At 75.1% G+C, this 15,025-nt stretch carries 13 protein-coding genes; 7 read left to right on the forward strand and 6 right to left on the reverse strand.

The features are described 5' to 3' along the window. The first annotated feature begins 14 nt into the window (after window positions 1-14). Window positions 15-1,535: an FAD-binding protein gene (locus AB0G01_RS20075; protein WP_360947537.1), complete on the forward strand. Its 1,521-nt coding sequence runs from the start codon at window positions 15-17 to the stop codon at window positions 1,533-1,535. Here the strand turns inward: AB0G01_RS20075 and AB0G01_RS20080 are convergent. Genes AB0G01_RS20080 through AB0G01_RS20090 form a run of 3 tightly spaced genes read right to left on the reverse strand, consistent with a single transcriptional unit; the run spans window position 1,505 to window position 6,338 of the window. After that, window positions 1,505-2,707 carry a glycosyltransferase gene (locus tag AB0G01_RS20080; RefSeq protein ID WP_360947539.1) on the reverse strand — a complete coding sequence of 401 codons (1,203 nt, stop codon included), beginning with the start codon at window positions 2,705-2,707 and terminating at the stop codon, window positions 1,505-1,507. The two genes, AB0G01_RS20075 and AB0G01_RS20080, sit on opposite strands and share 31 nt — an antisense overlap. Window positions 2,708-2,748: 41 nt before the next feature. Next, window positions 2,749-4,494 (reverse strand): ABC transporter ATP-binding protein, encoded by a 1,746-nt coding sequence (locus AB0G01_RS20085; RefSeq protein WP_360947541.1) that lies wholly within the window; start codon window positions 4,492-4,494, stop codon window positions 2,749-2,751. Then, entirely contained in the window at window positions 4,491-6,338 is a 1,848-nt protein-coding gene (locus AB0G01_RS20090; protein WP_360947543.1) for an ABC transporter ATP-binding protein, read from the reverse strand. Before AB0G01_RS20090 ends, AB0G01_RS20085 begins: the two co-directional genes overlap by 4 nt. A gap of 110 nt (window positions 6,339-6,448) precedes the next feature. Between AB0G01_RS20090 and AB0G01_RS20095 the strand changes: the two genes are divergently transcribed. Then, on the forward strand, window positions 6,449-7,102 hold the full coding sequence (locus AB0G01_RS20095; protein WP_360947545.1) for a MerR family transcriptional regulator: 654 nt from the start codon (window positions 6,449-6,451) through the stop codon (window positions 7,100-7,102). A 295-nt stretch (window positions 7,103-7,397) separates the two neighbouring features. Here AB0G01_RS20095 and AB0G01_RS20100 read toward each other — a convergent pair whose 3' ends face one another. Further along, entirely contained in the window at window positions 7,398-8,375 is a 978-nt protein-coding gene (locus AB0G01_RS20100; protein WP_360947547.1) for an SRPBCC family protein, read from the reverse strand. 506 nt (window positions 8,376-8,881) lie between these two features. Continuing rightward, window positions 8,882-9,298, reverse strand: a complete 417-nt coding sequence (locus AB0G01_RS20105; RefSeq protein WP_360947549.1) for a hypothetical protein — start codon at window positions 9,296-9,298, stop codon at window positions 8,882-8,884. Window positions 9,299-9,455: 157 nt separating this feature from the next. Between AB0G01_RS20105 and AB0G01_RS20110 the strand changes: the two genes are divergently transcribed. The 4 genes from AB0G01_RS20110 to AB0G01_RS20125 all read left to right on the forward strand — a co-directional run bounded on the left by AB0G01_RS20110 (window position 9,456) and on the right by AB0G01_RS20125 (window position 13,103). Next, window positions 9,456-11,018, forward strand: a complete 1,563-nt coding sequence (locus AB0G01_RS20110; RefSeq protein WP_360947551.1) for a helix-turn-helix domain-containing protein — start codon at window positions 9,456-9,458, stop codon at window positions 11,016-11,018. 77 nt (window positions 11,019-11,095) lie between these two features. Next, complete coding sequence (locus tag AB0G01_RS20115) at window positions 11,096-12,349, forward strand: FAD-dependent oxidoreductase (RefSeq protein ID WP_360947553.1); 1,254 nt, start codon at window positions 11,096-11,098, stop codon at window positions 12,347-12,349. A gap of 5 nt (window positions 12,350-12,354) precedes the next feature. Beyond that, entirely contained in the window at window positions 12,355-12,537 is a 183-nt protein-coding gene (locus tag AB0G01_RS20120; RefSeq protein ID WP_360947555.1) for a hypothetical protein, read from the forward strand. A gap of 116 nt (window positions 12,538-12,653) precedes the next feature. After that, a complete protein-coding gene (locus AB0G01_RS20125) occupies window positions 12,654-13,103 on the forward strand; it encodes a GreA/GreB family elongation factor (protein ID WP_360947557.1) in 450 nt (149 codons plus the stop codon). A gap of 36 nt (window positions 13,104-13,139) precedes the next feature. Here the strand turns inward: AB0G01_RS20125 and AB0G01_RS20130 are convergent, their stop codons facing one another. Continuing rightward, a complete protein-coding gene (locus AB0G01_RS20130; protein ID WP_360947559.1) occupies window positions 13,140-13,781 on the reverse strand; it encodes a helix-turn-helix domain-containing protein in 642 nt (213 codons plus the stop codon). An 83-nt stretch (window positions 13,782-13,864) separates the two neighbouring features. On the opposite strand from AB0G01_RS20130, the gene AB0G01_RS20135 reads away from it, so the two are divergent. Next, a complete protein-coding gene (locus AB0G01_RS20135; protein WP_360947561.1) occupies window positions 13,865-15,001 on the forward strand; it encodes an epoxide hydrolase in 1,137 nt (378 codons plus the stop codon). Window positions 15,002-15,025 lie beyond the last annotated feature (24 nt).

Genomic DNA, 15,025 nt, shown 5'->3' on the forward strand with positions numbered 1-15,025 from the left:
CCCGAGGAGGAGCGGTGACGACCGCAGCCGGCCGCGCGATCCCGCCCGGCGACCCGCGCTACGAGGACCTGGCGCTGCGCCGCCGCAACGAGCGGTTCGCGCACCGACCGGACTACTTCCGGGTGGCCCGGTCCACCCCGGAGGTGGTGGCGGCGGTGGAGGAGGCGGTCGCGGCGGGCCGGCGCTTGTCGGTGCGCAGCGGCGGGCACTCGATGGAGAACTCGGTCGGCGAGGAGCGCGGGGTCATCCTCGACCTGGCGTCGATGACCGGCATCGGCTACGACCCGGCGCACCGCGCGTTCGCCGTGGAGCCCGGCGCGACGCTCGGCGAGATCTACCGGCAGCTCTACCTGGGCTGGGGTGTCACGATCCCCGGCGGGTGGGGGCACACGGTGTGCGCGGGCGGGCACATCCAGGGCGGCGGCTACGGCGTGCTGTCGCGCCGGTTCGGGTCGGTGGTCGACCACCTCGACGCGGTCGAGGTGGTCGTGGTGGGTGCGGACGGGCGGGCCCGCGCGGTGCGGGCCTCGCGCGACCCGGCCGACCCGAACCACGACCTGTGGTGGGCGCACACCGGTGGCGGGGGCGGGAACTTCGGCGTGGTCACGCGCTACTGGCTGCGCTCCCCCGGCGCGGTCGGCGACGACCCGTCGGCGCTGCTGCCGCACCCGCCCGCCCGGCTGATCGCCGGGATCACCCGGTGGCCGTGGCGGGACCTGCCCCGCGAGTCGTTCCGGCGGCTGGTGCGCGGCTACGGCGAGTGGCACGAGCGGCACAGCGCGCCGGACTCGCCGTACGCGGCGCTGGCGGGCCGGCTCACGATCTCCCGCCGCCGGTCGGCGGACGGCCCGGACGACGTCGTCGTGGCGGGCCTGCTGGACGCGGACCTGCCGGACGCGCGCGGCCTGCTGGACGCGTTCTTCGGCGAGGTGTGCGGCGGGCTCGGCGGGACCCGGCTGACCGACGGTCCCCGGCCGTGGCTGTACACGATGGTGCCGCCCGTGGTCGACGCCGACAGCCAACGCGCCGCCGAGCACGACCGCTACAAGGGCAAAGCCGGGTACCTGCGCCGCGGTCTCACCCCGGCTCAGGTCGACACCGCCTACGACCACCTGACGACCCCCGACGACCGGATGGAGTTCGGCGCGCTGTGGCTGATGTCCTACGGCGGCCGGGTGAACACCGTGGCTCCCGGGGACACCGCGCTGGCGCAACGGGATTCGGTGCTCAAGGCGGTCTACACGGCCACCTGGCGGGACGACGCGGACGACGCGGCGTGCCTGGACTGGATCCGCCGGTTCTACCGGGACGTCTACGCCGACACCGGCGGCGTCCCGGTGCCCGGCGAGGTCAGCGACGGCGCGTACATCAACTACCCCGACACCGACCTCGCCGACCCGGCGTGGAACACCTCGGGCGTGCCGTGGCACACCCTGTACTACAAGGGGAACTACCCCCGGTTGCAGCGGGTCAAGGAGGCGTGGGACCCGCTCGACGTGTTCCGTCACACCCTGTCGGTCCGCCCCGGGGGCTGACGGGCCAGGCCGGGCAGGATCGCCGCCACCGCCTCCGGTGAGGGCATCGTCGCGATCTCGGCGGCGATCCGCTCGGCCGCGAGCCGCACCGACACCCCGGTCAGCAGCCGGTCGGCGGCGGCGGCGACCGCCGACGCGGACACCTGGTGGGGCAGCAGCCGTTCCGCCGCGCCGGCCGCCAGCAGCGCTCCGGCGTTGACGAACTGGTCGGCCGCGCGCGGCAGCACCAGTTGCGGTACCGCCGCGCCCAGCGCGGCGAGCGTGGTGCCGGCCCCGGCGTGGTGCACGGCCAGGTCGAGGTGCGGCAGCAGCCGCGCCTGCGGCACCCACTGTTCGAGCAGCACGTTGGCCGCCACCGGACCGATGTCCGCCACGGCCAGCTTCGGCCCGGTGGCGACCAGCACGTCGGCGTCCAGTGTGGACAGTCCGTCGATCGCGGCGCGGAGCACGCCGTGACCGTCGTCCGCGCCGGCCTCGGTGCCGAGCGTGAGGTACACCAGCGGTCGCCGGCGGTCGGCCAGCCGCAACCGGGGTGGTGCCGCGCCCGGTGGGGCGAAGGCCACCGGGCGCAGCACGATCCGGTCGGCGTGCGCGACGAAGTCGGGGTCCTGCATCGACGGCGGGTAGACGTCGAGGTAGGTGTGCCCGAGCGGGGTGCGCGCCCCGGCGGGCGGCGCGACCCCGGCCTCGGCGGCGAACTCCCCCACCCGCGCCACGTACTCGGGGGTGAGCGCGGTCAGGTCGCGGTGGCCGAGGCCGTGCGCCACCGCCGGTACCCCCGCCCGGCCGGCCGCCGCGCCCGCGCCCACGCACACCGCGTCGTAGACCACCAGGTCCGGCCGGAACCGGGCCAGCACGGGCTCGAGGTCGGCCAGGAAGCGGCGCGGCAGCACCGAGCCGAACACCTCGGCGACGTGCACCGCGATCTGGTCGGGCGAGAGCTCGCCGCGCCGCACGCGCTCGCCGAAGTCCCCGCCGCCGACCCGCTCGAACGCCTCGGGCAGCGTCGGGCCGACCCGGACGGGCTCCAGACCGGTGCGGGCCAGCACGGGGTGCAGCGCGCCGCCGGTGGCGTAGCCGACGCGGTGGCCCGCGCGGACGGCGGCCACCGCCAGCGGCACGAGCGGGAAGACGTGGCCGTGGTGGGCCAGGCTCGCGAAGAGCAGTCGCATGTCACCCCCACCCGGGTTCGCGTCCGGCGGCGCTCACGTGGTCACCGGGCCGCGTCGATGTGCCAGCTCCGGGCCCGTTCGTACTGCTCGTAGAGCCGGGCGAAGGTGCCGCCCGCCGCGCGCAGCCGCTCCGGCGCGCCGGTCTCGGTGACCCGGCCGTCCTCCAGCGCGACGACCCGGTCGGCGGTGGCCAGGGTGGCCGGCCGGTGGGCGATCACGATCACCGTGCGGGTCGGGTCCCCGGTCAGCGCGGCGATGGCGTCGCCGACCGCGCCCTCGTTCTCCGGGTCGAGCGCGGACGCGGCCTCGTCCACCAGCACGATCGGGGACTTCTTGAGGAACGCGCGCGCGATCGACACGCGCTGCCGCTCACCGCCGGACAGTTGCGCACCGGCTTCGCCGACGCGGGTCTGCCAGCCGTCGGGCAGCCGCTCGACCACCTCGTCGAGCCGGGCCTCCCGCGCGGCGGCGGCGAGTTCCGCCGCCGTGGCCCCGGGGCGGGCGATGCGGAGGTTCTCCTCGATCGTGGTGTCGAACAGGTACACGTCCTGGAACACGATGGCGATCGCGTCCATCAGCGTCGCCGGGTCGAGGTCGCGGACGTCGACACCGCCGATCCGGACGCTGCCCGCGTCGACGTCGAAGAACCGGCCGATCAGCCGGGTGACCGTGGTCTTGCCCGACCCGGACGGCCCGACCAGCGCCGTGGTGGTGCCCGGCGGGCACTGGAACGACACGCCCGCCAGCGCGGGCCGCTGCCCGTCGCCGTAGGCGTAGGTGACGTCGGAGAACTCGATGCCGCCGTGCTCCAGCTCGCGCACCGGGTGCTCGCCCGGCGGCAGCGGCGCGGTGCGCAGCACGTCCTCGACCCGCCGCGCGAGGTAGTCCATCGCGCCCAGGCCCGACGCGTGGTCGATCATCCCGCCGAGCGGTTCGAGGAACCGGACGGCCAGCACCAGCAGCGCGATCGTGTCGGCCGGCGGCAGGGACCCGGCGAGCAGGAACCGGACGCCCAGCACCAGCACGGCGACGAACCCGGCCATCACCACGCCCGCGTAGGACAGGTCCGGGAACAGCATCCGGCGCAGGCCGCGCCGGTAGCGGAAGCGGTGGTCGTCCAGCGCTTCGCGCATCCGCGCCTCGCCCGCGCCGCCGGGGCCCGCCGCGCGCAGCACGGGCTGGATGCGGCCGAACTCGATGGCCCGCGAGGCCACCTCGTTCGCGGCGACCTCCATGTCGTCGGAGACCTCGGCGACGACCCGCTTGGACCTGCCGAGCGCGAGCACCGCGACCGGCAGGGTGGCCAGCAGCAGCAGGGCCAGCCGCCAGTCCACGAAGAACACCACGCCCACGATCGTGGTGGGCACGAGCAGGCCGCTGATCGCGGGCGCGCCGACGGTCACGGTCAACTGGGACAGCACACCGGTCACGTTGGTGACGGTGCGGACGAACTGGCCCTTGCGGTCGGCGCTGAACCAACCCAGCGGGAGCGTGGTGACGTGCCGCATGAGGCGTTGCCGCAGCAGCACGGCGAGCTTCATCGCGGCGGAGTACCCGACCGGTTCGGCGTAGACGCTGAGCACCGCGTAGCCGACCAGGCCGACCGCGCCGACCACCAGCCACGGCGTGGCCGCCGCGAAGTCGGGTTCGGGGCGGAGCACGGCGCGCAGGATCGGCACCAGCAGGCCGAGCAGGAGTCCTTGCAGCACCGCCAGGACCGCGGTGAGCAGCGAGGTGCGGACGAGCAGGCCGGTGGTGGGCCACAGCCGGAGGAGCCGGCGGATCATGCTGAGTCTCCGTTCTGCTGGGCCTGCCACATGCGGGTGTACCGGCCGTCGCGGGCCAGCAGCTCGCGGTGGGTGCCGGATTCGACCAGCCGGCCGCCGTCCAGCACGAGGATCTGGTCCGCGCCGGCGATGGTGTGCAGCCGGTGGGCGATCACGATCAGGGTCTTGCCGGAGACGAGTTCGGCCAGGGCGTCCTGCACGGCGGTCTCGCTGTCCGGGTCCAGCGACGCGGTGGCCTCGTCGAGCACCACGATCGGCGCGTCGGCCAGGATCGCGCGGGCGATGGTGAGCCGCTGCCGCTCGCCGCCGGACAGGCCCGCGCCGGAGCCCTCCAGCACGGTGTCGTAGCCCTGCGGGAGCCGTTCCACGACGTGGTGGACCTGGGCCGCCTTGGCGGCCTGGCGGACCTCCTCGGGCGTGGCACCCGGCCGGCCGATCCGGATGTTCTCGGTGACCGTGTCGCGCAGCAGCGCGACGTCCTGGAACACCAGCGCCATCGAGGAGAGCAGCCGCTCGGAGGAGATGTCGCGGATGTCCACGCCGCCGATGCTGATCGAGCCGCCGGTGACGTCGTAGAACCGGGGCACGAGGCTGGCCAGCGTGGTCTTGCCCGCGCCGGACGGCCCGACGACGGCGGTCACGGTGCCCGGTTCGCACACCGCGCTGACGCCGGAGAGCGCCTCGGTCGTGCCGCCGTAGGAGAAGGACACGTCGGCGAACTCCAGGCGGTTGCCCAGCGGGGTGCGCGGGGTGGTCGCCTCGGGCAGCGGCGCGCGGGACAGCAGGCCCGCGATGTGGCCGGCCGCCCGCCGGGCGACGCGGATGCCCTGGCCGCCGTGCACCAGGGGGTTGAGCGAGGTCGGCAGGCCCACGCCGACGGCCAGGAACGGCAGCAGCTCGGCGGGGCCGAGCCCGCCGGCCGCGACGAACGCCAGGCCGGCCGCCATGACCACGCCCAGGATCGTCATCTCCGAGCCCAGGACGCGGCTGATCGCCGAGCTGGTGCGCACCTCCGACACCCAGTCCCGGTAGGCCGCGGTGTGCTCGTCCAGCGCCTCGGCGAACCGGGCGAGCACCCGGCCCTCGGTGCCGCCGAAGGTCTTGACCACGCCGATGCCGTCCACGTACTCCACGGTGGCGGCGCTGATCCGGCCCTCGGCGACGATCAGCCGGGTCATCTGCGGCCCGGTCGAGCGCATGGCGAGCCGGTAGCTGAGGATGCCGAGCGCGGGCACCGCGATGGTCACCAGCGCCATCCGCCAGTCCACCGAGAACAGGTAGCCGACGCCGACGGCGACCGCGCCCGCCGCGCCGGTCATGGAGCCCAGCGCGTGCGCGAAGAGCTCGTGCATCTCCTCCAGGTCGTCGGTCATCGCCCGCTTGACCCGGCCGGAGCCGGCGGCGCGGAACCAGCCCAGCGGCAGCACGCCGAGCCGCTTCACGATGCGGTGCCGCAGGGCGTTCAGCATGTCCGCGTCGGCGTTGTGGCCGACGTGGGTGGACAAGCCGAGCAGGACGAGCCGGAGCAGCGCGCAGGCCGCGCCGGCGACGACCCACGTCCAGATCGTGCCGCTGACCGCCTGGACCCCGGCCGGCGAGGCGAAGGCCGCGCGCGCGATCTCGGCGATGGCGACGAACGGCACCATGCCGGCCGCGCCGGCCACCCCGGAGAGCAGCGCGCAGGTGATCAACTGGGCGTGGACCGGGCGCAGCATCCGGGCGGTCTCGCCGAGGGGCAGCATCCGGGCGGACGGCGCGGGTTCGGCCGGTGCCCCGTGTCCGTGCCCGTGCCCGTGTCCCGGCCCGTGCACGTGCGGTGGGGACCCGGTGTCGATGGCGGTCATGGACCTCCTCATTCCGATCACGTTCAGTGGCCGCCAACCCCTTGTTGCGTCAACGGGTTAGGTTAGGCTAAGCTTGCAGCCTCAAGTCGCCTTGATGTCAAATGGTGTGCATGGACGAGACTTCGGTGCGCATCGGCGAAGCCGCCGCCCTCTACGGCCTGGCCCCGTCGACCCTGCGGTGGTGGGAGAAGCAGGGCGTGCTGGCCCCGCCCGACCGCGACGGCGGCCGGCGGCTCTACCGGGATCACGACCTGCGCCGGATCGGGCTGGCCTACCTGTGCTGCGTGACCGGCGGGATGCTGCTGGACGACGCGGCCGTGGTCGCCTCCGGCAGCGGCGACCTGCACACCTGGCAGGGGGCGGTCCGGGAGCAGGTGGCCAGGTTGCAGCGGCGGATGGGCGAGCTCCAGGCGGCGCACGACTACCTGCGCAGCCTCCTGCGGTGCACCGACGACGATCTGGCCCAGTGCCGGTACCTCGACGGGGAACTCGTGTCCCGCACGCCGCGCGGTCGTGCGGAAGACCAGGACCTCGTCGCGGCGGCCCGCGCGGCGATCGGGATCGCACCGGGGGAATCGTCACCGGTGCGTGATGAAAACCGGCCCGCGCCGTTCGACGAAACCCCGGCGGTGTGCGAGGCGTGCGCTCTGCCCGTGGTCCGCCACACCCGGGGGCGGCCTCGCAAGTACTGCTCGCACGCCTGCCAACAACGCGCCTACCGCCGTCGCAAGCGCCACGTCGCGCGGCACGCACCGCTCAACTGAGGTTCTACAACCCGGCCCGTGGGGCAGCGGCCGATCTCGGCGAAGTCCCGGCGGAACTCACGTGCCCGGCGCGAACCGGACCGGCACAAAGCCCGCCGCCCGAAGAGCACCGGCCATTGTGGACGGTCGGCCGCCGGGCGGCGGATTTGCTTGACGACCGATAATCAATATTCACTGAATTGATCGTGACGATGAAGACCGGGCTCACCGCCGGTGAGCGGACCTGCCCCGGACACGGCGAAGGCGGCGCGGATTCCGGTGTCGTACCGGTGATCCGCGCCGCCTTCGGCCGGGTTCAGTCCTGGACCTCGCCGCCCAGCGCGCGGGGAAGGGTGCGTTCGGTCTCGGTGGCCAGCTTGTCCAGCGCGAGTCGGGCGAGGGGTGCGCCGAACCGGGCCAGGCCGTGGAACTCCACGTGCGCCCGGTAACCGATCTCGCTGGTGCCGGGAGTCGGTCCGGGTGCGATGGTGATGTCGTCGGTGGAGGTCGCGGTGCGGTTCGCGCCGACGAACTGGAGGTGGTCGGGGTCGTCGCGGGTCAGCTCGTAGACCAGCTCCACCCGGCGGCCGAGGAACTTCGAGGTGTTGTCCCAGCGGGAACCGATCTTGACCGGGCCGGGTTCCAGCGGCGTGCAGGACACCGTGCCCGGGTCCCACTCCTCGGCGTGGGCGAAGTCGCGCAGGTACTCGTGCACCGCCTCGGGTGGCGTGCGGACGAGGAACTTCCGGGACACCTCCACGCCACCGCGATCGGTCCGCGCGGACAGCGCGCCGGACGCGGCGTCGATCCGCAGCGCCTCGACCCGTTGCGCCTGCGCCTCGGCCCGTTCCAGGAGGCGCTCGTAGGTGTCGGAGTCCGGCAGGGTGCGCAACGCCCGCCACAGCGCGGCCTTGCCCTCGATGCCCAGCCGCAGCCCCTCCAGCTCGACCAGGTCGCTCAGCGGCGAGCGGGTGACCAGCGCGCCGTTCGGCTTCAGCCGGCCCACCAGCTCGCCGAGCCGGCCGATCGCGACCTTGTGCCCCCGCACGGGAACACCGCGCTCCTTCATGATCCGCAGCAGCGCGACGCGGTCCTCCGCGATCGACCGGGCCAGGCCGCGCAGCTCGGGGTGCGTGCGGGCCACCCGGCGGGCGAGTTCGACGGTCGCCGACGCGCCCACCAGGTGGTCGTTGAGGTAGACCCCCAGGTAGGTGCTCGTGCCCGGGGTCTTCTCGCCGGGGTGACCCTCGCGGGCGGTGGTGCCGCCGGGGACCGGGCTGTCGTGGTCGACCACTCGTGTGCCTCCTCCAGGTCTCGCCAGGGCTCGGGCCCGGCCCGCGCGGTGCGGTCCGGGCGACGTCCGCGTGCGGTTGACCGGCACGACCCGCCTCGGGGCCGCCGCCGGTTCCGGCCGGGGATGCGCCCGCGTTCGCGGGCGGCCTGGCCACCGGGTACCCGGAACGCGCCGAGGTCACCCCTCGGCGGCGCACCGGTTCGCGTTCGGGCCGGCGGGTCACCTCCGGCGCGTCGGAGCTGTGCGGGTGCTTCGGCGCGGCCTCGCACGAGACCGGTCCGGCAGGCCGCCGGCGTCGAACGCGATCCGGTGCCAGCGCGGCGGGTCGAACCCCGACGAGCGTGGTGCGCCCCCGGTGGTCCCGCTCCCGCCTGCCGGCGACCCTGTCACCGTCCACTGTGGACAGAGCGTGGGCGTCGGCCGGGTGCGGGGCGTTGCCGGCGGGCCGCGACGAGCCGGCGTTGTTCGCCCACTGGCCGATCACGCGGTGGGCGCGCCGGGTCCGATCACCGCCCCGGCGCGAGCAGGCCGACCGGGTTGACCTGCCACCGGCCCGCGTGTTCCACCGCCGTGAACCGCACCCGCGCTCCCCCGTCGTCGGACACCTCGACGGTCCGGTCCCGCACCTCGACCCGCCACGGCCCGTCGTGCGGCAGCTCGGCCTGGCCCGCCAGGAACTCGGCGACCGCGCCGGCGTCCTCGGACACCGGACCGCCCACCAGCGCCTCGATGGCCTCCGCGTCCCGCGCGTTGAGGGCCTCCTCCAGCGACCGGGCCAGCTCCGGGCCGTCGGCCGCGCCCGGTCGCGGCTGGTCGGCGATCGACGTGACGACGACCAGCAGCCACGCCACCCCGACGACGACCAGCGCGAGGCGCAGCACCCTCGTGACGGGATGGCTCTCCGGTCGTGACGGGTCGGACACCCGGGCACCTCCTCGACGTGCCCGACCGCACGTCCGGTCCGGCCGACCCGACTGTAGATCGCGGACGGTCGACCGGGCGAGTCCCGGGGCGCGTCCGCCGGGCGGCACCCCGCGCGCCGCGATTACCGTGGGTGGCTGGTCGGGACGGGGGCTGCTCATGGTGAGGCTGGACCGCTTGGTGAACGTGCTGGGCGGCTACGGGGTGCGGTTGAGCTGCTGCCCCGTGCCGCGCTCGGCCGAGTTGCGCAGCGTGGCGGTGCACGACCCGGCCGACGGGCGGCCCGCGTCGGGTGACGTGTTCCTCGCGGTGGGCGCGGCCTCGGTGACCGAGGCGGTGGCGTGGGGCGCGGCGGCCCGCGCGTCGGTCGTGCTGGTGCGCACCGACGACCGGCAGGCCGCCGTGGTCGGCGAGGCGCAGGGCGTGGCGGTGCTGGTGGTCGACCCCGCCGTCTCGTGGAGCGAGCTGGCCGGCGTGGTCTACGGCCTGGTGCTGGAGGGCCGGGAGACCGAGTCCGGGCGCGGCCCGACGGACCTGTTCGCGCTGGCGGACAGCCTGGCGGCGGCGGTCGGCGGCGCGGTGACCATCGAGGACCGCCGGTCGCGGGTGCTGGCCTACTCCAGCCTCCAGCAGCACGCCGACCCGGCGCGCTCGGCGACGATCCTCGGCCGCCGGACCCCGGAGCCGCTGCGGCAGTTGTTCGACGCCCAGGGGGTCGTGGCGCACCTGGCGTCGTCGGACGAGCCGCTGTTCGTCCCCCCGGACCCGGCGCACGGCCTGTCCGGCCGGATGGTGGTGGCGGTGCGGGCCGGGCGCGAGGCGCTGGGGTCGGTGTGGGCGACGTGCCCGGAGCCGCTGACGGGGGTGCGGCGCACCGCGCTCGCGGACGGCGCGCGCACGGTCGCGCTGCACCTGCTGCGCTCGCGGGCGAGCGCGGACCTGGAGCGCCAGGTGGAATCCGACCTGGTGAGCCAACTGCTGGAGGGCACGGTGGACGCCGCGACCGTGGTCAGCAGGCTCGGTCTGCCGCCGGGTCCGCTGCGGGTGATCGCGGTCCGCGCGCACGTCGCCGACGAGCGGCACGCCGCGCTGCTGCTGGCGTTCGAGCGGGCCACCACCGGGTTCGGCTGGTCCCGGCCGGGCCGCAGCGCGCTCGCGGGCACCTCGCTCTACACCGTGCTGCCGGGCGAGCAGGCGTCCCCGGCGCGGGAGTGGGTGGCCGCGCTGCGCTCGGCGTTGCCCGCGCAGGTCACCGTGTGGGCCGGGATCGGCGGCACGGCGCGGGCCGTCGACCTGCCCGCCGCGCGCCGCGAGGCCGACGAGTGCCTGGCCCTGCACGAGTCGCGCACCCCGGACGACCCGCCGCCCGCCTACGACGAGTCGTGGGACGACATCCTGCTCCAGCGGCTGCGGGCGGCGGCGAAAGCGGGCCGGACGCCCGCGCGCGGCCCGGTGGCCGAGCTGCGCCGGCACGACGTCGAGCACGGCACCCGGTACACCGCGACGCTGCGGGCGTGGCTGGCCGCGCAGGGCGATCCGGCCGAGGCGGGCGTTCGGCTGGGCGTGCACCAGAACACCGTGCGCAACCGGTTGCGGAAGATGGCCGGCGTGGCGGGCCTGGACCTCGACGACGCCCGCAAGCGGCTCGCGCTGATCATCGCGCTGGCTGCCGAAGACGACCCCGTTGTGCGGAACGGACAAGAACCCGACCCCGAGGTGTAGGGAACGGACAGCACCCCACCCGACCGGTCGGTCCATCCTGGTGTCCGGAGCGGGTTACCGGAGTCCTGGAGGTGGTCATGGTCGGGCGCATCGACGGCGGGCCGAGGTCGGCCGTCGTGGTCGGGGCGGGTGTCGTGGGCCTGTCCACCGCGTGGTTCCTCCAGGAGCGCGGCGTCGAGGTGACGATCGTGGACCGCACCGGGATCGCGGCGGGCGCGTCCTGGGGCAACGCCGGGTGGCTCGCGCCGGGCCTGGCGATCCCGCTCAACGAGCCGTCCGTGCTGCGCTACGGCCTGCGGTCGCTGCTCAGCCCGACCGCGCCGCTGCACGTGCCGCTGACCGCCGACCCCGCGCTGTGGGGGTTCCTGGCCCGGTTCGCGGCGCACTGCCGCTGGTCGTCGTGGAACCGGGCGGTGCGGGCCAACCTGCCGCTCAACGACGAGTGCGCCGAGGCGTTCGACGTGCTCACCGCGAACGGCGTGACCGCGCCCGTCGTCGACGCGCCGATCACCGCCGGGTTCCAGACGGCCCGCCAGGCGCAGGGCCTGCTGCGCGAGCTGCGGCGGATGGCCGGGCAGGGCCAGCCGGTCGACCACGCCGTGCTGTCGGCGGACGAGCTGCGCGAGCAGGTTCCGCTGGCGTCCCCGGCGTTGACGGCGGGCGTGCGCGTGGACGGCCAGCGGTACGTCGACCCCGGCGGGTTCGTGCAGGCGTTGGCCCGCTCGGTGGTGGCTCGCGGTGCGGACGTCCGGCTGTTCGAGGTGGCCAGCGTCCGCCCGTACAGCCAGGGCGTCACGGTCCACCCGCGCTACGGCGAGGCCGTGGCCGCCGACGTCGCCGTGGTGGCGACCGGTGCGTGGCTGTCGAAGCTGGCGCGCGGCTGGGGCGTGAAGGTGCCGGTGCGGGCGGGTCGCGGGTACTCGTTCACGGTGCCCGTGGAGCACGAGGTGCCGGGTCCGGTCTACCTGCCGGACGTCCGGGTGGCGTGCACGCCGTACCAGGGCGGGCTGCGGGTCGCGGGCACCATGGAGTTCCGCGATCCGGACGCGCCGGGCGTGACCGCCCGCGTGGACGCGGTCGTCGCGTCGGCCCGGCCGCTGCTGCGCGGGGTCCGGTGGGACGAGCGGACCGACGTGTGGGTGGGGCCGCGTCCGGTGACCCCGGACGGGCGGCCGGTGATCGGCGCGGTCCGCGCGCCGAACGTCTACGTCGCGGGCGGGCACGGCATGTGGGGCCTCGCGCACGGCCCGGTCACCGGGCGGTTGCTGGCCGAGCAGGTCACCACCGGCAAGACGCCGGACGCCCTGCGCGAGTTCGACCCGCTGCGGTGACCGCCGTGGACACCACCCGCACCGGATTCACCGGTGGGCTGACCCCGGACGAGCGCGCCGAGCTGACGTGGCTGCGCTCGGAGAACACCTTCCTGCGGGCCCAGCGCGACGTGCTGGTGCGCATCGCCACGGGCTACGCCCACGACATGGACGCGCTGCTGCGGCGGCGCGGGCCGATGTCCCGCTGACCACTCCCCCATGTCCGTGGGGGTCGGAGCCGACAGATCACCCGGCGACCACGGACCCCACCGCCGTCAGGGCGGGCCCCCCGGCCGCCCTGACGGCGCACTTCCCGGAGCACACCATGACCGACTGGCTGACCCCCGAGACCCACGCCCGGCTGCGCGCCGAACTGGCCGAGCTGCTCGCCCTGCCCGCGCCGCGCGCCGACGACGACCTGGTCACGACGACCCGGCGGCAGCGGGAGGTCCGGATTCGCGAGGTCCGCGACCTGCTGGCGCGCGCGGTGGTCGGCGAGGACCCGCCGGACGACGGCGTCGCCGAGCCGGGCATGGTGCTGACCGTGCGCTACGACGACACCGGCGAGGTGGAGACGTTCGTGCTGGGCGTGCGCGACGCCGGGCACGGCGAGGTCGAGGTCTACTCCCCCGGCTCGCCGCTGGGGACGGCGCTGGACGGCGCGCGGCGCGGCGAGCAGCGCACGTACGTGGTGCCGAACGGCGCGACCGTGCGGGTGACGCTGGTCGACGCGGTCCCCTACAGCCGCCGGGTCACCTCCGCCGACGCCCGCTGACCCGGCCGGGCCACCTCCGCCGACCCGGCGGCCGGGTCACGCCCGCTTCCGCCAGCGCCCGCCGAACTCGCCGGGCGCGGGGGGCGGGCCGGGCAGGTCCGGGCCGTCGGTGCGGGCGAGGCCCGCGACCATCATCGCCAGCACCCGGCGGCGCAGCTCGGCGGTCCGCCCCTCGTCCGGCAGGCGGATCGCGGCGCAGCCCTCCAGCACCAGACCGATGTCCTGCACGACGACGTCGGCCCGCAACCGCCCGCCGGCGCGCGCGCGTTCCACGATCTCGTCGGCGAGCCGGCCGGCGCGTTCCGCGTCCGCGCCCAGCTCGGGGGTCGGGGTGAACGTGCCGGCCAGGTGCACGGTCAGCGAGTGCACGTCGGCGTCGACCACCCCGGCCAGGAAGCCGGTGAGCGCGACCCAGCCGTCCGGTTCCGCCAGCGCCGCCTCGGCCTCCGCGAGGTAGCGGCGCAGCCCGTCGTGGCAGAGCGTGCGCAGCAGCTCGTCCTTGCTCGGGTACCGGCGGTAGAGGGCGCTGATCCCGACGCCCGCGCGCTTGGCGACGTCGGCGATCGGCGACCTCGGGTCCTTGAGGAACACCTCGCGCGCGGCGGTGAGGATGGCCTCGTCGTTGTGCGCGGCCTGCTGGCGGCGGCCGGAGAGGCCGGCTTCGGTCGGTGACGGCATGGTGACCAGAATAGCACTGGAACGGATCGTTCCGCTCCGCTATGGTGAAACGGAACAGAACATTCCGTTCTAAAGGAGCCCCGATGACCAGCGCTGCCATCCGCCCGTTCCGCGTCGACGTCCCGCAGACCGACCTGGACGACCTGCACCGCCGGCTCGACGCGACGCGGTGGCCGGACGAGCTGCCGGGGGTCGCGGACGCGTACGGCGTGCCGAGCAGCCGGGTGCGGCGGCTCGCCGAGCGCTGGCGCTCCGGGTTCGACTGGCGCGCGCTGGAGGCCCGCTTGAACGCCCACCCGCAGTTCGTGACCGAGATCGAGGGCGAGGACGTCCACTTCCTGCACGTCCGCTCGTCCCGGGCGGACGCCACCCCGCTGGTGCTCACCCACGGCTGGCCCGGTTCGGTGGTCGAGTACCTGGACGTGATCGGTCCGCTCACCGAACCGGCCGACGACGGCCCGGCGTTCCACCTGGTGATCCCGTCGCTGCCGGGCTTCGGCTTCTCGGGTCCGACGCGCGGCGCCGGCTGGGGCACCCACCGCACCGCCCGCGCGTGGGTCGAGCTGATGGCCCGGCTGGGCTACCGGCGCTACGGCGCGGTCGGCAACGACGGCGGCTCGATGGTGTCCCCCGAGGTCGGCCGGCTCGACCCGGACGGCGTGATCGGCGTGCACGTCACCCAGCTCTTCTCGTTCCCCTCCGGCGACCCGGCCGAGTTCGAGGGCCTGGGCGAAGCCGACCTGGCCGCCCTGAAGCACCTGGAGTGGTTCTACGCCAACAAGTTCTCCTTCAACGCGCTGCACAGCCAGCAGCCGCAGACGCTGGCGTTCGCGCTCGCCGACTCGCCGGTGGGCCTGCTCGGCTGGAATGCGCAGCTATTCGGTGAATCGCTCGACGACGACTTCGTGCTGGCGAACGTGGCGATCTACTGGCTGACCCGCACCGGCGGTTCCGCGATCCGGTTCTACTACGAGGACGCCCACCACACCGACCGCCCGACCGGGCCGACCACGACACCGACCGCGCTGGCCGGGTTCGCCGGGGACTTCCAGTCGATCCGCCGGTTCGCCGAGCGCGACCACGCCGCCATCGTGCGCTGGAACTCCTACGGCACCGACGAGGACGGCAGCGCCAACGACGCGGCGGGCCACTACGCCGCGCACGAGGCGACCGACGTCCTGGTCGGTGACATCCGGGCGTTCTACGCCGAACTGGGCTGACCTCGACCGGCGGCGGGCGTCGGT

It is taken from the genome of Actinosynnema sp. NPDC023587, from assembly GCF_040640215.1.
In the GTDB taxonomy this organism is placed as follows: domain Bacteria; phylum Actinomycetota; class Actinomycetes; order Mycobacteriales; family Pseudonocardiaceae; genus Actinosynnema.